At 72.4% G+C, this 14,931-nt stretch carries 18 protein-coding genes; 10 read left to right on the forward strand and 8 right to left on the reverse strand.

The window, feature by feature from the left end; all coding sequences use genetic code 11:
- Positions 1 to 64 precede the first annotated feature (64 nt).
- The 7 genes from ABZW17_RS19185 (at position 65) to ABZW17_RS19215 (ending at position 4,649) form a co-directional block, all read left to right on the forward strand.
- Positions 65 to 349 (forward strand): hypothetical protein, encoded by a 285-nt coding sequence (locus tag ABZW17_RS19185; protein ID WP_354815347.1) that lies wholly within the window; start codon positions 65 to 67, stop codon positions 347 to 349.
- Positions 346 to 1,326 (forward strand): FAD:protein FMN transferase, encoded by a 981-nt coding sequence (locus tag ABZW17_RS19190; protein WP_354815350.1) that lies wholly within the window; start codon positions 346 to 348, stop codon positions 1,324 to 1,326. Before ABZW17_RS19185 ends, ABZW17_RS19190 begins: the two co-directional genes overlap by 4 nt.
- Positions 1,323 to 1,865 (forward strand): ferric reductase-like transmembrane domain-containing protein, encoded by a 543-nt coding sequence (locus tag ABZW17_RS19195; RefSeq protein ID WP_354815353.1) that lies wholly within the window; start codon positions 1,323 to 1,325, stop codon positions 1,863 to 1,865. Before ABZW17_RS19190 ends, ABZW17_RS19195 begins: the two co-directional genes overlap by 4 nt.
- Positions 1,862 to 2,992, forward strand: coding sequence for an NADH-ubiquinone oxidoreductase-F iron-sulfur binding region domain-containing protein (locus tag ABZW17_RS19200; protein WP_354815355.1), 1,131 nt, complete (start codon positions 1,862 to 1,864; stop codon positions 2,990 to 2,992). The genes ABZW17_RS19195 and ABZW17_RS19200 overlap by 4 nt, the downstream gene beginning before the upstream one ends.
- Positions 2,989 to 3,183 (forward strand): ferredoxin, encoded by a 195-nt coding sequence (locus tag ABZW17_RS19205; RefSeq protein ID WP_354815358.1) that lies wholly within the window; start codon positions 2,989 to 2,991, stop codon positions 3,181 to 3,183. Before ABZW17_RS19200 ends, ABZW17_RS19205 begins: the two co-directional genes overlap by 4 nt.
- 234 nt (positions 3,184 to 3,417) lie before the next feature.
- Positions 3,418 to 4,167 carry a Sir2 family NAD-dependent protein deacetylase gene (locus tag ABZW17_RS19210; protein WP_354815361.1) on the forward strand — a complete coding sequence of 250 codons (750 nt, stop codon included), beginning with the start codon at positions 3,418 to 3,420 and terminating at the stop codon, positions 4,165 to 4,167.
- Entirely contained in the window at positions 4,164 to 4,649 is a 486-nt protein-coding gene (locus ABZW17_RS19215; protein ID WP_354815364.1) for a GNAT family N-acetyltransferase, read from the forward strand. Before ABZW17_RS19210 ends, ABZW17_RS19215 begins: the two co-directional genes overlap by 4 nt.
- A 7-nt stretch (positions 4,650 to 4,656) precedes the next feature.
- On the opposite strand, the gene ABZW17_RS19220 is transcribed toward ABZW17_RS19215, so the two are convergent.
- The 3 genes from ABZW17_RS19220 to ABZW17_RS19230 form a co-directional block, all read right to left on the reverse strand.
- On the reverse strand, positions 4,657 to 4,932 hold the full coding sequence (locus tag ABZW17_RS19220) for a hypothetical protein (protein ID WP_354815367.1): 276 nt from the start codon (positions 4,930 to 4,932) through the stop codon (positions 4,657 to 4,659).
- Positions 4,933 to 5,146: 214 nt separating this feature from the next.
- Positions 5,147 to 6,760, reverse strand: a complete 1,614-nt coding sequence (locus ABZW17_RS19225; protein ID WP_354815370.1) for a serine/threonine-protein kinase — start codon at positions 6,758 to 6,760, stop codon at positions 5,147 to 5,149.
- A 37-nt stretch (positions 6,761 to 6,797) separates the two neighbouring features.
- On the reverse strand, positions 6,798 to 7,763 hold the full coding sequence (locus tag ABZW17_RS19230) for an SDR family NAD(P)-dependent oxidoreductase (protein ID WP_354815373.1): 966 nt from the start codon (positions 7,761 to 7,763) through the stop codon (positions 6,798 to 6,800).
- A 120-nt stretch (positions 7,764 to 7,883) separates the two neighbouring features.
- Here ABZW17_RS19230 and ABZW17_RS19235 point away from each other — a divergent pair, with 120 nt between their 5' ends.
- Entirely contained in the window at positions 7,884 to 8,426 is a 543-nt protein-coding gene (locus ABZW17_RS19235) for a DUF6069 family protein (protein ID WP_354815376.1), read from the forward strand.
- Between the two features lie 2 nt (positions 8,427 to 8,428).
- The gene (locus tag ABZW17_RS19240; protein WP_354815691.1) at positions 8,429 to 8,845 is read left to right on the forward strand and encodes a nitroreductase/quinone reductase family protein; all 417 of its coding nucleotides are present in this window, start codon (positions 8,429 to 8,431) and stop codon (positions 8,843 to 8,845) included.
- A gap of 21 nt (positions 8,846 to 8,866) precedes the next feature.
- On the opposite strand, the gene ABZW17_RS19245 is transcribed toward ABZW17_RS19240, so the two are convergent.
- The 5 genes from ABZW17_RS19245 to msrA all read right to left on the reverse strand — a co-directional run bounded on the left by ABZW17_RS19245 (position 8,867) and on the right by msrA (position 14,413).
- Positions 8,867 to 9,670 carry an ABC transporter permease gene (locus ABZW17_RS19245; RefSeq protein WP_354815379.1) on the reverse strand — a complete coding sequence of 268 codons (804 nt, stop codon included), beginning with the start codon at positions 9,668 to 9,670 and terminating at the stop codon, positions 8,867 to 8,869.
- Positions 9,667 to 10,641: an ATP-binding cassette domain-containing protein gene (locus ABZW17_RS19250; protein ID WP_354815382.1), complete on the reverse strand. Its 975-nt coding sequence runs from the start codon at positions 10,639 to 10,641 to the stop codon at positions 9,667 to 9,669. The genes ABZW17_RS19245 and ABZW17_RS19250 overlap by 4 nt, the downstream gene beginning before the upstream one ends.
- A 63-nt stretch (positions 10,642 to 10,704) precedes the next feature.
- Positions 10,705 to 11,220, reverse strand: coding sequence for an OsmC family protein (locus ABZW17_RS19255; protein WP_354815385.1), 516 nt, complete (start codon positions 11,218 to 11,220; stop codon positions 10,705 to 10,707).
- A gap of 74 nt (positions 11,221 to 11,294) precedes the next feature.
- Entirely contained in the window at positions 11,295 to 13,556 is a 2,262-nt protein-coding gene (locus ABZW17_RS19260) for a M4 family metallopeptidase (protein ID WP_354815388.1), read from the reverse strand.
- 341 nt (positions 13,557 to 13,897) lie between these two features.
- Positions 13,898 to 14,413 (reverse strand): peptide-methionine (S)-S-oxide reductase MsrA, encoded by a 516-nt coding sequence (msrA, locus tag ABZW17_RS19265; RefSeq protein ID WP_354815391.1) that lies wholly within the window; start codon positions 14,411 to 14,413, stop codon positions 13,898 to 13,900.
- 138 nt (positions 14,414 to 14,551) lie between these two features.
- On the opposite strand from msrA, the gene ABZW17_RS19270 reads away from it, so the two are divergent.
- Positions 14,552 to 14,929 carry an STAS domain-containing protein gene (locus ABZW17_RS19270; protein WP_354815394.1) on the forward strand — a complete coding sequence of 126 codons (378 nt, stop codon included), beginning with the start codon at positions 14,552 to 14,554 and terminating at the stop codon, positions 14,927 to 14,929.
- The last annotated feature ends 2 nt before the right edge of the window (positions 14,930 to 14,931 follow it).

Raw genomic sequence — 14,931 nt, forward strand, 5'->3', positions numbered from 1 at the left:
CCGGTCAGGGAGCTGACAGGTCGCTCCCAGCTCGTTCAAAGGAACGAAGCCGACACTCGGTCCCATGGAACCTTTCAGCACAGGCGGCGCGGCCCGCCGAGAGCACGGCCGGCACAAGGCCGCCCTGGCCACGGCGGCCGCGGCGGTGCTGGGCGCGGCCGCGGTCGGCGCGATCGGGTTCGGCCTTTCGGCGGGCACGGCTTCGAGCTCCGACTCCACGTCCACGTCCACGTCTTCGTCCACGTCTTCGGATTCGTCTTCGACCGGCTCGGGTGACCAGCTGCAGGCCCCGGACAGCGGCTTGGGTTCGGGTTCCGGTTCGGCGCACACCGGTTCGGGTGCGTCGTGACCACGGCGTTCCCGGCGCTGGGCACCACGGCGGAGCTGGTGGTGACCGATCCGGCCCGGCTGGCGCCGGCGGTCGCGCTGCTGCGGGAGGAGCTGGCCGCGATCGACGCGGCGTGCAGCCGGTTCCGCGCGGACTCGGAGATCTCCCGCCTGCACGCGGCGGCGGGCCGGCAGGTCCGGGTGGGGCCGCTGCTGGCGGAGGCGCTGACCGTGGCCTTCCGCGCGGCGCGGCTGACGGGCGGCCTGGTGGACCCGACGGTCGGCGCGGCGGTGCGGGATCTGGGGTACGACCGGGATTTCGCCCTGGTCGCCGAGGATCGGGACGCTCCCGGCTCGCTCGCGGCGGAGCGGGACCACCCGCGGGGTGCGGCCGCGCCGCCCGGCGTGCTCGGTACCGCCGGGACGACCGGTGGCGGACCCGCGCCCGGCTGGCACCGCGTGCTCTTCGACCCCGTCCACCGCTTCGTCGTCCTCCCTCGTGGCGTCCACCTCGACCTCGGTGCGACCGCGAAAGCCCTGGCCGCCGATCGGGCCGCCCGCCGGATCCACGCCGTCGTCGGGTGCGGGGTGCTCGTCAACCTCGGGGGTGATCTGTGCGCCGCCGGGCCCGCTCCCGACGGCGGCTGGCAGGTCGCCCTCGCCGATGACCACGCCGAGGCCGTTGCGCGGCCCGACACCACCGTCGCGCTGCGCCGGAACGGTGCCCTCGCCACCTCCGGGACCACCCGGCGGCGCTGGCGCCGCCACGGCCGGACCGTGCACCACATCGTCGACCCGCGCACCGGCGACGTGCCCGAAGCGCGCTGGCGCACCGTCACCGTCGCGGCCAAGTCCACTGTGGACGCCAACACCGCGAGCACCGCGGCGATCGTCCTCGGCGCCGGGGCACCGGACTGGCTCGAACGCAGACACCTGCCCGCGCGGCTCGTCGGCGTCGGCGGCGACGTCGTCACCACGCCCGGATGGCCCGCGTCATGAGCTCCGCCGTGTGGTACTTCAGCCGCGCCACCGGGCTCGTTTCGCTGGTGCTCTTCACCGGTGTCGTCGTCCTCGGCGCCCTCGGGGCCGGCCGGTTCGCCACCCGCGAGTGGCCGCGGTTCACCGTCGCCGCCGTGCACCGGAACCTCGCCCTGACCAGCCTCGCGTTCCTCGCCGCGCACATCGCGTCGGCCATCCTCGACGGCTACGTCTCGCTGAGCTGGCTCGACGTCGTCGTCCCGTTCGGCGCCGGCTACCAGCCGCTGTGGGTCGGGCTCGGCGCCGTCGCGATCGACCTGCTGCTCGCGATCGTCGTCACCAGCCTCGTGCGCACCCGCATCCCGCCGCGGGCCTGGCGCGCGTTGCACTGGCTGGCCTACCTGTGCTGGCCGGTCGCGCTGGTGCACGGCTTCGGCATGGCCGAAGACGATTCCGCCTACGGCTGGATCGTCGCCCTCGACGCGCTGTGCGTGCTGGCGGTGGCCGCCGTCGGCGCCTACCGCGCCCGCAAATCCGCTGCCCTGGGAGGCACCCGATGAGCATCCTGCCCCCGTACCGGCTCGACCTGGCCGGGCACCGGCGCCGCAACGGCGTCGTGCCGTGGGTCGCCTACCACGGTGACGACGGCCGCGACCGGCTGATCGAGGCCGTCGAAGCCGCGGACCTGCGCGGCCGCGGCGGCGCCGGCTTCCCGACCGCCGTGAAGCTGCGCGCGGCCCGGGCGAAGCGCTCGATCGCCGTCGCGAACGGGTGCGAAGGCGATCCGCTCAGTCAGAAGGACGTTGCGCTGCTGAGCCTTTCGCCGCACCTCGTGCTCGACGGCCTGCAACTCGCCGCGCACGCCATCGGCGCCGCCGAAGCCGTCCTCTGCGTGCACGCGGGCAGCCCGGTGCTTCCCGGCGTCGCCGCGGCGCTGGCCGAGCGCGACGACCGGGTGCCGGTGCGGGTGGCGGAAATCCCGCGCCGGTACGTCGCCAGCGAGGAGACGGCGCTCGTGCGCTACCTGACGTCGGGGGACGCGCGCCCGCTCGGCAAGCTCCCGCGGCCCGCCGAACGCGGGGTGCGCGGCCGCCCGACCCTGGTGTCCAATGTGGACACACTGGCGCAGCTGGCGTCGGTGGTCCTGCTCGGCCCGCACCACTACCGCGCGGCCCGGACCGACCTGGTCACGGTGACCGGCGCGGTCCGGCGGCCCGGCGTCGTCGAGGTGCCCGCCGGAACGTCCCTGGCCGGCGTGCTGGCGGCGGCGGGCGGCGAAGCGGAACCGGTCGTGGCCGTGCTCGCCGGCGGTTACGGCGGGTCGTGGACGACGGACCTGGACGGCGGCCTGACCGGCATTTCGGCGGCCTTCGCGCTCCCGGCGCGGGCCTGCGGGCTGGAGTACACCGCGAAGGTGCTGGCGTTCCTGGCGGCGGAGTCGGCCCGGCAGTGCGGGCCGTGCACGTTCGGCCTGCCGTCGATCGCGGCGGACTTCGCGGACCTGGTCCGCGGCGGCCCGGCGGCACCCCGCCTGGCCCGCCGCCTCCCGCTGCTGACCGGCCGCGGCGCGTGCGCCCACCCGGACGGCGCGGCCCGCCTCGCGGCGAGCGCGCTGCGGGCCTTCGAGGCGGACGTCCACGCGCACCAGGCCGGCGGCCGGTGCCGGGTTCCGGCGGGTGTGGCATGAAGGTGACGGTGGACCCGATCGGCTGCCGCGCGCACGGCCTGTGCGCGGATCTGCTCCCGGAGCTGGTGGGCCACGACGAGTGGGGGTACCCGGTGGTGGCGCGGGGCCCGGTGCCGCCGGAGCTGGTGGCGGAGGCCCGCCGCGCGGCCGCGGCGTGCCCGGCTTTGGCGCTGCGGCTGCGGAAGGCGTGACCGGTAGCCTGCGGCGGTGGACGCCTTTCCGAGCTGTCCGGTAAGGAGTGCGACAACCCCGGCACCAGCGGGTTTGGAGCTCACCCCGCCACCGGCGAGCCCCCTGGGCGGCCGGTTCCTGACGGTCTTCGGCCTCACCGAGGACGAGCTGCGCTGTCGGCGTCCCCTGCTGGTCACCGATCCGGCGCGGTAATCCGGTCGTGCCGCCGCGGGCCGGTCGTTACCCTCCGGAACATGGACGGCCGGCTCATCGACCTGATCCGCGGCGCCCCGCGGATCGCTGCGCTGACCGGCGCGGGTATCTCCACCGCGTCCGGGATCCCCGACTACCGGGGTCCGGACGGCGTCTGGACGCGCACACCGAGTGCGGTGAATGCGTTCACCCACAAGAACTTCATGGCCGACGCGGCCGTGCGCCGGGAGTTCTGGCGCACCTACGCGGGGCACGCCGCCTGGCGGGCCGAGCCGAACGCCGCCCACCGCGCGCTGGCCGGGCTGGACGGGGCCGGGGTCGCCGTGCGGGTGCTCACCCAGAACGTCGACGGCCTGCACCAGCGGGCCGGCCTCGCCGCGCGGAAGGTCCTCGAACTGCACGGGAGCATGCACACCACGCGGTGCACCCGGTGCCCGCGGCGGTTCCCGACCCCCGAGATCCTCGCGGCGGGCGACGACGACCCGGCGTGCCCGCGCTGCGGCGGGATCCTGCAGCTCGACGTCGTCCTCTTCGGACAGATGCTGGACGCCGAGGTGCTCGGCCACGCCCGGAACATCGCCGCGGCGAGCGGGCTCTTCCTGGCCATCGGCAGCTCGCTGCAGGTGGAGCCGGTGGCGTCGCTGTGCGCGCTGGCGGTCCAGGCCGGCGCGACGCTGGTGATCGTCAACCGCGACCCGACACCGTACGACGACGACGCCACGTTCGTGCTGCGGGACGACATCGAGACCGTCGTGCCCGAGCTGTGCGCCGCCGTGGCCGGCGACCGGTGATCCGCGAAGCCCGCGCGGCGGACTGGCCGGGGATCTGGCCGATCGTCCACGACGTCGTCACCGAGCAGCGGACGTTCCCCTACGACCCGGCGATGACCGAGCCGGACGCACGGCGGATGTGGCTGCTCGGGCCGCCCGCCCGGGTCGTCGTCGCCCTCGACGGCGACCGGGTGACGGGCACGGCGAACATGTACACCAACCGCCCGGGGCCGGGCAGCCACGTCGCCTCCGGCAGCCTGATGGTGGCGAAGGAGGCCCGCGGCGCGGGCGTGGGACGGGCCCTGACGACCGATCTGATCGCCTGGGCGCGGCGGAGCGGGTTCGCGGCGATCCAGTTCAACGCGGTCGTCGACGTCAACCTGCCCGCGATCAGGCTGTACGAGAGCCTTGGATTCGTGACCCTCGGGACGGCGCCGGGCGCGTTCCGCCACCCGTCCGCCGGCGACGTCGGCCTGCGCATCATGTGGCTCGATCTGCGGTGAAGGGAAATCAGTTACCGGACAGTTCTTCGGCGAAGATGGTGTCGATCTTCCGGCTCGCGGTGCGCAGTTTCGTGACGCTCGCGACGAGCAGCACGAACGCGGCGGCGGGCACCAGCAGCAGGAAAGGCGACCAGCCGAGCGCGACGGTGAGACCCGCGAAGATCAGGGCGAAGAGCAGGAAGACTGCCCGGCCGGCGACCCGCGGCCACGCGGGGCGGGGCTTGGCGTGCCGGCCGCTCGTGGTGCGGAAAACCGGCCGCTCGAGGGCAGCGTGGACACTCATCCAGACCTCCGGGGGAATGTTCGTCGAACCGGCCGGGAGGGGATTCCCGGTGGCGGCACCGTGAAGTGAGTCGGGCCGCGCCCGCCTCCGGTTACCTGTCGTTATTGGTTCGAGTCCCAATTCACGGAATTGAATTACCCGCGGTTTCCGCGTGTTTCCGGCACTAGGGCCGTTCGACCCTGATCGGCGCGCCGGAGGTCCTCCCGCGGCGGCCTCAGTCGCTGCCGGGCCCCTTGCCCCGGGTCTTGCCGGGCGGATCGGTCTTCGGCGGCTTGCCGTGTTTCGACGACGGCTGGGTGGCCGAGGACGTGCTCTGGCTCGTGACGGCGGCGGGTTCCAGCGACGCGGCCTCGCCGGTGCCCGGCTGCGTGCCGGAGCCGGATTTCCGGCTCGTCGCGGGGGTGCCGGACTCGGCGACGGGCAGCGAGGAAGGGGGTGCGGAGGTGGCGCCCGGCGAGTGCGCGGCGGGCGGCGGGGCGGGGGAGCCGGTCCCGGGGTCCTGGCCGGTCAGCAGCACGGCGGCGAGGACGGCCACGGCGGCGGCGCTCAGCCCTCCCGCGGCGGCCAGCCGCCGTCGCCGGGGGTTCTCGGCCGGGGAGGGGGTGGCGGTGAGGTCATGGTGGCGAGTGGGAGCGTCGGCGGCACCGGTCGCCGAGAGGGCCGCGGCACCGGCAGCTGCGCCGGGGGCAAGGTGGTCGCTTCGGGCCGCGTTGGGATCGGCGGCCGGACCGTGGGCTGCGATCGGACCGGCGGTCAGTTCCCCGCGAGCCGGGCTGAAGGCCCCAGCCCCTTCGTGGGCCGAAACCGCGTCGCCCCGCTCCACCGCCACCAGCCGGCGGCGCCAGCGTGGGCTGCGCGTCCTCTTCCACGGCAGGGTCGGCGGCGGGTGGCGCAGCATGTCCCGCACCTTCTCCGCCGTCGGGCGGTCGGCCGGGTCGCGCTGGGTCATCCGGCGCAGCGTGTACCCCAGGGCCGCCGGGGCCTCCTCCGGGATCCGGGGCGGCCGGGTCAGCCGGGCCATCGCCGCCTCGACCATCGTGCCCGGGTATTCCCGTTGGCCCGTCAGGCACTCCAGCAGGATCAGACCCAGCGCGTAGACGTCCGCGGGCGGGCCCGCCGGCTCGCCCGACACCTGCTCCGGGGCCAGGTACGCCGCCGTGCCCGGGATCAGGCCCGTGCCCGTGATGTGCGTGGCGTCGAGCGCGTGCGCGATACCGAAGTCGCCGATCAGGGAGCCGTCCGCGGACAGGAACACGTTGGCCGGCTTCAGGTCGCGGTGCACGATCCGGCGCGCGTGGACGTGGGCCAGCGCCTCCGCCAGCCCGTCGGCCAGCGCCGTCACCTCCGCCGCCGGCAGCGGGCCGCTCAGCAGGCGCTCGGCCAGGTTCTCGCCCTCGACGAGCTGCATCACCAGGAACGTCCGGCCGCCCTCGGTGCCGCTGTCCAGCAGCGCCACCACGCCCGGGTGGCTGATGCTGCCCTGGATCGTCATCTCGCGCAGCCGGCGGCGCTGGTCGAGCGCCACGGCGTCGCGGTCGTAGATCTTGACGGCGACCTCGCGGCCCAGCCGGACGTCGTAGGCCCGGTAGACCCGGGCCGTGCCGCCGCTGCCGATCAGCCTGCCGACCTCGTACCGCTCGCCGAGCAGTCCCGGCGGCCGCTCGTCGTCCAACGCGCTGCGCGGGGTGATGGTGAACTCGCCGAGGGCGTACCGGCTGCACGTGACGTCATCGCCGTCGCGCGTCGGCGGGCGCCCCTGTCTCCCGGCTTCGTCGGCCACGGGCCCGATGTACCCCGGGTTCGTGAACGGCAAACGTCGGAAGATCACGGAGGAAGTATCGTCCGGGGGCCCGCCGACGTGACAGTCAGGCTCGCGCGAACGCGTCCACGCCGGTGAGCTGCGCCGACAGCGTCCACAGGCGCGCGGCCTCGTCGCGGTCGAGGGCGTACCGGCGGACGCCGGAGGCGGCGAGGCCCTCGGCATCGGACGGTGCGAGCTCCGCCACGTCGCAGTCCTCCAGGTACAGCCCGCCGAGCCCGGCCAGCTGCGGTGACGTCGCGGCCCAGACCGTGGTCGCCGCGCCCTGCTCCGGCGACTTGAACTCCACCAGATAGTTCCCGGCCTCGTCGATCCAGCCGCGTTCGATCATCTCCTCGCGGGGCAGGTGGCGCTGCAGCGGCGTCATGATGCCGCCCGGGTGCAGCGCGAACGCGCGCACGTCCTGCTCGGCGGCCAGCTGGTCGAGCTGCACGGCGAACAGCACGTTCGCGGTCTTGGCCTGGCCGTAGGCCTGCCACTTCTCGTAGCCGTGCTCGAACTGGACGTCGTCCCAGCGGATCGGCGAGTAGTGGTGGCCGCGCGAGGACAGCGAGACCACGCGGGCGCCCTCGGCGACCGCCGGCCACAGCCGGTTGACCAGCGCGAAGTGCCCGAGGTGGTTGGTGGCGAACTGGGCCTCCCAGCCCGGGCCGACGCGGGTCTCGGGGCAGGCCATGATCCCGGCGTTGGCGATGAGGAGGTCGATCCGGCGCCCGGTCGCCAGGAAGCGCTCGGCGAACGCCCGGACGCTCTCGAGGTCGCCCAGGTCCAGCTCGTCGACCTCGACGTTCCCGACGCCGGCGAGCGCCTCCTCGGCGGTGGCGCGGCGGCGGGCCGGGACGACGACGTGGGCGCCGGCGCCGGTCAGCGCGCGGGTGGTTTCGAGGCCGATCCCGGAGTACCCGCCGGTGACGACGGCGAGCTTCCCGGTGAGGTCGACGCCTGCGACGGCTTCGGCGGCCGTGGTAATGGCGCCGAAGCCCGAACCGATCTTGTGCTGTGCGGTTGTCATGCCTCCGACGTTAAGAGCTGGAGTGCGCTCCAGCGCAAATCGCGCGTCCCGGGCCGAAACGGGGGACAATCGATCGGAGAGGCGCAGCCGACCCAGGAAGGCCGACCCAGGAAGGCACTGATGTCCGACTACTACGGGAACCAGCCCCAGGACGTCCGCCCGGGGATCGACGCACGCCGCCTGTGGGCGGGCGGCGTCGCGACGGCGGTGGTCGCAGCCCTGCTCGCCGTCGTCGGGCTGCTGATCGCGCGGGGGATCTTCGAGGTCGAAGTGCTCGCCCCAAAAGGCGAGGGCGTCTGGGGCAACGCGAGCACCACGACGTACGCGCTGGTCGCCGCCGCGGTGGCCCTGCTCGCCACCGGGCTGATGCACCTGCTGAGCGTGGCGACGCCGGCACCGTCCCAGTTCTTCGGCTGGATCATGGTGCTCGTCACGCTCATCGCCGTGGTGCTGCCGCTGACGCTCACGGTGGCGCCGAGCGCGAAGATCGCCACGGCGGTGATCAACCTGGTGATCGGCCTGGTCATCGCGGCGGTGGTGAACAGCATGGCGGCCAGCGCCCGCACGCTGCACCGGCGCCGCAGCCAGCGGAGCACGCCGCCGCCGCCGACGCAGCAGCAGTGGACGCAGCAGGACCCGCCGACCCGCTACTACGACCGGTGACCATGGACGTCCAGGAGACCAACCGCCGCGTGATCGAGCAGTTCCGGGCGGGCGGCGAAGTCGACGGGATGCACCGCGAGAGGCTGGTCCTGCTCACGACGACGGGACGGACGTCGGGCGAGCCCCGGACGGTCCCGATGATGTACCACCGCGACGGCGACCGGCTGCTGGTGGTGGCGTCGAACATCGGCGCACCCCGGCACCCGGACTGGTACCTGAACCTCGACGCCGACCCGCGGGTGCACGTCGAGGTGGACGGCCGCGAGTTCGACGCGGAGGCGCTGCCGCTGCTAGGGGCCGACTACGTGCGGATGTGGACCGAGCTGGAGCACCACTACCCGTTCCTGGCCGACCACCAGGCGAAGGCCCGGCAGGCGAAGCGGGTGATCCCGATCGTGGAACTGTCCGAAGAGGACTGAAACGGTCCTCTTCGGACAGTGCTACTTGCTCGCCACCCGGCGGTACTTCGCCGTCGCCAGGGGAGCGAAGACCGCGATGATCGCCACGCAGCACAAAATCGCGTACAGCGCCGCGTGTTCGGCCGGCCAGCCCGTCTGCGCCGGGCCGAAGCGGTTGCCGAACAGGTCCCGCGTCGCGTTGATCACCGCCGTGAACGGGTTCCAGTCCGCGATCGCCTTGAGGAACGGGGGCAGGGTGCCCGTCGGGACGAACGCCGAAGAAATGAAGCTCAGCGGGAACATCCAGATCAGGCCCGCGCTCTGCGCGACCTCCACGCTGCGCGCCGCCAGGCCGATCAGCGCGCCCACCCAGGACAGGGCCCACGCGAACATCAGCATGACCAGGTAGCCGAGCAGGGCGTCCCAGAAGCTGCCGCGGATGCGCCAGCCCACCAGCAGCCCGCACAGCGACATCACGACCAGCGCCACCACGCTCACGACCAGGTCCGACGTCGTGCGGCCCAGCACCACCGCGATGCGGGACATCGGCAGCGAGCGGAACCGGTCGATGATGCCCTTCTGCAGGTCGTTGGCGAAGCCGATGACCGTGAACGCCGAGTTGAACGCCACCGTCTGGGCGAAGATCCCGGCGATCAGGAACTCGCGGTACGCCGCGCCGCCCGCTTCGCCGCCGATCGCGTTGCCGAAGACGTACGCGAACAGCAGCACGAACATGATCGGCTGCAGCGTCGCCGCCATCAGCCAGTCGGGGTTGCGGCGGACGTTCATCAGGTTGCGCCACGTCACGATGCCGCCGTCGGAAATGCCTTTCGCGAACGCGTTCACTTCGCGGCCTCCTCGGCCGATGCGCCGTGGCCGGTCAGGGACAGGAAGACGTCGTCCAGGGTCGGCCGGTGCAGGGCGACGTCCTGGATCGCGATGCCCTGGGCGTCGAGCCGGCGCAGGGCCTCGATCAACGCCTTGGGCCCGGTGTCGACGAGGATCTCGGCCCGCCGCGTGTGGTCGTCGCCGGCCGGCTCGCCGGTGCCGACCTCGCGCAGCACGTCCAGCGTCTTCGGCAGGTCCGCGGCCGAGGCGACGACCAGCTCCAGGCGTTCGCCGCCGATCTGGGCCTTCAGCTCGTCCGCGGTGCCGCGCGCGATCACCCGGCCGTGGTCGATCACCACGATCGAGTCGGCCAGCTGGTCGGCCTCTTCGAGGTACTGGGTCGTCAGCAGCACGGTCGTGCCGTCGGCGACGAGCTCCTTGATGACCGCCCACGTGTCCAGGCGCCCGCCCGGGTCGAGCCCCGTGGTGGGCTCGTCGAGCACGACCACGGTCGGCTCGGCGACCAGCGCGCCGGCCAGGTCGAGGCGGCGGCGCATCCCGCCGGAATACCCCTTCGCCGGCCGGTCGGCGGCCTCCTCCAGGCGGAACCGCGCGAGCAGCTCCCGGGCACGCTGACGGGCCGGGCCCTTCGGCCGGCCGTAGAGCCGCCCGACCATGTACAGGTTCTCGAACCCGGTGAGGTTCTCGTCGACGGCCGCGTACTGGCCGGACAAGCCGATCCGCCGCCGGACCTCGTCCGGCTCGGCCAGCACGTCGAAGCCCGCCACCGAAGCCGAACCCGAGTCCGGGCGCAGGAGCGTGGTCAGGATGCGGACGGTCGTGGTCTTCCCGGCGCCGTTCGGGCCGAGCAGGCCGAGCACGCGCCCGGCCGGGACGTCGAGGTCGACGCCGTCGAGCGCGCGGGTCGAACCATAGGTCTTCACGAGCCCGCGCACCCGGACGGCAACGTCCGGTTCCGGCTGTGGCATGTCGGCTCCCCCTTCCGGTGACCCCGACAAGCTAGGCCAAGCCGCCCGTTTTGTCCTCCGGGTTTATCCCTGGTTCGCCGAAAGCGTGACGGCGAACTCCGGGGGTGTCCGCAGCGACTGGAACACGACGCAGTAGCGCTCGGTCAGCTTCTTCAGCGTGGCCAGCTGCTCTTCGGAAGCGTCGGTGTCCAGGGCGAACGACAGCCGGATGGCGCGGAAGCCCACCGGCGCGTCCTTCGCGACGGCGAGGGTGCCGCGGAAGTCGAGGTCGCCTTCGGCCCGGACGCGCCCGCCGCGGACCTCGAGACCCAGCGACGTCGCGACCGCCCGCAGCGTCACCCCGGCGCACGCGACGAGCGCTTCGAGCAGCATGTCGCCCGAACAGGCGAGGGTCCCGTCGCCGCCGGTCGCCGGGTGCAGCCCGGCCTCGACGACCGCCCGCCCGGTCTCGACCTTGCAGGAGATGCCGAGACCGTCCAGTTCGGCGTCGGCGTGCAGGGTGACGAGCGCGCTCTCGGGCCGTTCGCGGTACTGGTCCTTCAGCGGGCCTTGGGTCGCACGCAGGGTTTCGGCATCCATGGGCCGATTGTGCTCCGGAAACGACGAAAGCGGGGAGACCGGTTTCCCGGCCTCCCCGCCTCAATCGGCTAGCTTCAGCTCAGGGTGACGGCCACGTCGTCGATGACGAACGAGGTCTGCAGCGAGCTGTCTTCGGTGCCGCTGAACTTGAGCGCCAGGGTGCCGCCGGCCGCCGACGAGACGTCGATGGTCTTGAGGGCGTACCCGGTGTTCTTGTTCAGGTTGGAGTAGCTGCCCAGCGTCGCGCTGCCGTTGGTGACGGTCAGCTTGTCGTAGGCGACCGTGGTGGTGGTCTCCGCGGTGTCGATGTGCAGGTAGAACGTCAGGCTGGCGTGGCAGCCGGCCGGGATGCTCACCGACTGGGCGACGGCCTCGGTGTGGGTCGAGCCGTAGCCGTCGAGGTAGGCGCTGTACGTGCCGCCGTGCGCCGCCTCACCCGAGGACGCCCACTGGCCGATGGACCCGGTGTCACCGGTCCAGCTCGCCGCACCCGACTCGAAGCCGCCGTTGGCGATCTTCTGGCCGGAGCAGCCGCCGGTGGTGCCGACGGTCCAGCTGAACGACGCCGTGCCGGTCTTGTTGGCCGCGTCCTTCGCCGTCACCGTGACGTTCGAGGTGCCCGCGGTGGTCGCGGTGCCCGAGATCGTGCCGGTGGAGGCGTTGATCGACAGGCCGGCCGGGAGGCCGGTGGCCGACCAGGTGTAGGGCGCGGTGCCGCCGGAAGCCGACAGCGGGAGGTTGACCGAAGCGCCGGTCACGGTCGACTGGTTGCCCGGGTTCGAAACCGTGACGGTGCCGGTCGCCGAGCAGGTCGGGTCGGCCGACTGCGCCGGGACGGAGATCGCGTCCCACGCCGCCTTGACGGTGTTGAACTCGGTGCAGCTGCCCGGGAAGAGGTTCTTCGCCGCGGTCAGCGTCCAGGTGCGGTACTTCAGGTACGAGCTGCCGGAGGTCTTGAGCAGCATCGCGTTGTAGAAGATCTTGACCGCGTTCTGCACGCCGAGGCCGGTGATCGACGAGCTGTTGCACGTGGTGCTGGTCGGCTGGCCGTTGCTCGGGTTGGTGCCTTCGGCCAGCAGGTAGAACCAGTGGTTGCCGGGGCCGGCGGCCGCGTGCACCTCACCGTTGGGGACGGAGCTGTCGTAGCAGTTCTTGTCGCCCAGCGCCGACGGGTTGTACATGTTGCGGATCGGGCCGGAGCCGACCAGGTTGATCTGCTCGCCGACGAGGAAGTCCGGGACGTCGTAGGGCGCCGGCTCGTTCGCGAACCACTCGGTCGAAGCGCCGAAGACGTCGGCGACGAACTCCTGCGTGCCGTTGCCGGAGATACCGCCCGGGGTGTGGTCGTCGATGCCGTGGCCGTGCTCGTGCGCGACGACGTCGATCGAGCCGATCCACTGGTTCTGCGAGTTGTGGCCGATCTGGACCTGGGTGCCGTCGTAGTAGGCGTTCTCGTCGGCCAGGCCGACGCGGATCGGCCAGCCGCCGCCGTTGCCGTCGAAGCTGTTGCGGCCCAGCCACTGCGAGAGCATCTTGTTCTCGGTCTGGGCGGCGAACAGCGCGTCGACGCAGCCGGTTTCGCGGCTGGTGGCGTTGCCGTTGCCCCAGAGGTCGTCGGGGCCGCTGAAGGTGGTGTTGTTGGCCGCGTCCTGGCAGGACGTGTTGGTGATGGCCGGGTCCTTCATCGAGTAGGTCGAGCCCGAGTGCGTGGTGTCGAGGTGCACCGGGTTCGGGCCGTTCCACGCGGAGGTGCCGTCACCGTGCAGGACGTGCTCCTGCGTGTGGATGACCTTGCCGGTGGCGGCGTCGACGATGACGTCGAGCCGGCTCGGGCCTTCGGCGTCGTGGCCGACGACCGTGCTCTTCCAGGCCAGCGTCGGCGCGCCGAGGGCGAACACGACCTGCTCGGCCGGGCTCACGCTGTCCACGGCGGACAGCTGCTTGCGCGCGGTGGCCTCGGCGGCCGCCTTCGTCACCTTGGCGCCGGTGGTGGCGAGGTTGATGGTCTGGTCCTGCGCGACCGACGTCCCGAGCACCTGGCCCGTCGAGTTGGTCGCCACCACGAAGTCGCCGCCCACCACGGGCAGGCCCTTGTAGCTGCGCTCGTAGGGGATGTACTGGAGCCCGTTGGTGGCGGAAATCGCCTTCTGAGCGGAGAAAACGTCGTCCGCGCTGGCGTGCAGCGCGGCCGGCCTGCTCGCCACGAGCCCGGAGGCCGCGGAGACGGCCTGGGCCAGGGCGCTCGGCGCGGCGGCCGGGGCGGCGTTCGGGGTGGGTTGGGCCTGTGCGGTGCCGGTGATGCACAGCGCGCCGACGAGTACGCCGGTTGCTGCCAAGACGACAGGACGTCTCAGATCCATCGAGGAATTCCCTCCGGGCAGGGTGAACCAGACCCGGGTTCATGGCCGGGCCGGATCAAGGGGACGAGAGATGGTGCCGTGGAACGAAAATCAGGATCCGGTGCCGAAGCCTCGTGAACAAGCGACTAACGTACGGTCTTATTTGGAAGTAGCAATACATCCCAAACGGGACAATCGACGCTATTGGGATCTCGGTGTCCACTGTCCATTGAGGACTTGATCAGGGTCACCGCCGTTCGGGTGATCTTCCCTGCGGCCGAGACGACGAAGGCCCCTTCGCCGGGACTCGGCGAAGGGGCCTTCCGTGGTGCAAGGGGTCAGGCGGTCTTCTCACGCTTCGGGAGCTTCCAGCCCGGGCGCACGAAGTGGCACGTGTACCCGTTCGGGATGCGCTGCAGGTAGTCCTGGTGCTCCGGCTCGGCCTCCCAGAAGTCGCCCACCGGGGCGACTTCGGTGACGACCTTGCCCGGCCACAGCCCGGAGGCGTCGACGTCGGCGATGGTGTCCTCGGCGACCCGCTTCTGCTCGTCGTTCTCGAAGTAGATCGCCGAGCGGTAGCTCAGGCCGATGTCGTTGCCCTGGCGGTTCTTCGTCGTCGGGTCGTGCACCTGGAAGAAGAACTCGAGCAGGTCGCGGAACGTGGTCTGCGCGGGGTCGTAGATCACCTCGATGGCCTCGGCGTGGGTGCCGTGGTTGCGGTAGGTGGCGTTCGGGACGTCGCCGCCGCTGTAACCGACCCGGGTCGAGATCACCCCGGGCTGACGGCGGAACAGCTCCTGCATGCCCCAGAAGCAGCCGCCGGCCAGGACGGCCCTTTCGGTTGACGTGGTCACGGCGTCACTCCTTCTCGTCGTGTGGTGCTGCCCCCGGTACAACTTCCCCGGGCTCCCGATGATTCCACGCCGGTATTACGGAAGCCTGACGTGACGTGGGACGATGGTCCCGGGACGGGACGGCTCCCGGGAGGCGCCATGCGCGACGACATCGCCTCGGAACGGCCCGGCGGCGTGCTGGTCGTCGAAGTGCGGGGCGAGCTGGACATCGACTCGGTGCTGCGGTGGACGACGGTGGTCGAGGCCGCCATCTGCGAACTGCCGGGGCCCCACCTGCTGGCCCTCGACCTCGGCATGCTGGAGTTCCTGTCGATCCGCGGCGCCCACGGCGTGCTGGACGCGTTCACCCGGTGCCGGGAGCGCGGGATCGCCGGCTGCCTGATCGCGGCGCCCGACAGCAACGTCGAGCGGGTGGTCCGGTTCACCGGGCTGGCGGCCCGGGTGCCGGTGTTCGAACACCGGCTGCTCGCCATCGCCGCCTACCAGCCGGTCGCGGTGCGGTGGCTGCCGAGGTGAGC

The sequence above is a fragment of the Amycolatopsis sp. NPDC004625 genome, from assembly GCF_040609695.1.
Taxonomy (GTDB): domain Bacteria; phylum Actinomycetota; class Actinomycetes; order Mycobacteriales; family Pseudonocardiaceae; genus Amycolatopsis.

What these genes read in the sequence shown, in the direction of transcription:
- ABZW17_RS19230 (WP_354815373.1), bottom strand. Translation starts at nt 7,763, where the DNA reads ATGACAACCGCACAGCACAAGATCGGTTCGGGCTTCGGCGCCATTACC.
- ABZW17_RS19200 (WP_354815355.1), top strand. Translation starts at nt 1,862, where the DNA reads ATGAGCATCCTGCCCCCGTACCGGCTCGACCTGGCCGGGCACCGGCGC.
- ABZW17_RS19235 (WP_354815376.1), top strand. Translation starts at nt 7,884, where the DNA reads ATGTCCGACTACTACGGGAACCAGCCCCAGGACGTCCGCCCGGGGATC.
- ABZW17_RS19220 (WP_354815367.1), bottom strand. Translation starts at nt 4,932, where the DNA reads ATGAGTGTCCACGCTGCCCTCGAGCGGCCGGTTTTCCGCACCACGAGC.
- ABZW17_RS19255 (WP_354815385.1), bottom strand. Translation starts at nt 11,220, where the DNA reads ATGGATGCCGAAACCCTGCGTGCGACCCAAGGCCCGCTGAAGGACCAG.
- ABZW17_RS19195 (WP_354815353.1), top strand. Translation starts at nt 1,323, where the DNA reads ATGAGCTCCGCCGTGTGGTACTTCAGCCGCGCCACCGGGCTCGTTTCG.
- ABZW17_RS19185 (WP_354815347.1), top strand. Translation starts at nt 65, where the DNA reads ATGGAACCTTTCAGCACAGGCGGCGCGGCCCGCCGAGAGCACGGCCGG.
- ABZW17_RS19210 (WP_354815361.1), top strand. Translation starts at nt 3,418, where the DNA reads ATGGACGGCCGGCTCATCGACCTGATCCGCGGCGCCCCGCGGATCGCT.
- ABZW17_RS19270 (WP_354815394.1), top strand. Translation starts at nt 14,552, where the DNA reads ATGCGCGACGACATCGCCTCGGAACGGCCCGGCGGCGTGCTGGTCGTC.
- ABZW17_RS19205 (WP_354815358.1), top strand. Translation starts at nt 2,989, where the DNA reads ATGAAGGTGACGGTGGACCCGATCGGCTGCCGCGCGCACGGCCTGTGC.
- ABZW17_RS19250 (WP_354815382.1), bottom strand. Translation starts at nt 10,641, where the DNA reads ATGCCACAGCCGGAACCGGACGTTGCCGTCCGGGTGCGCGGGCTCGTG.
- ABZW17_RS19240 (WP_354815691.1), top strand. Translation starts at nt 8,429, where the DNA reads ATGGACGTCCAGGAGACCAACCGCCGCGTGATCGAGCAGTTCCGGGCG.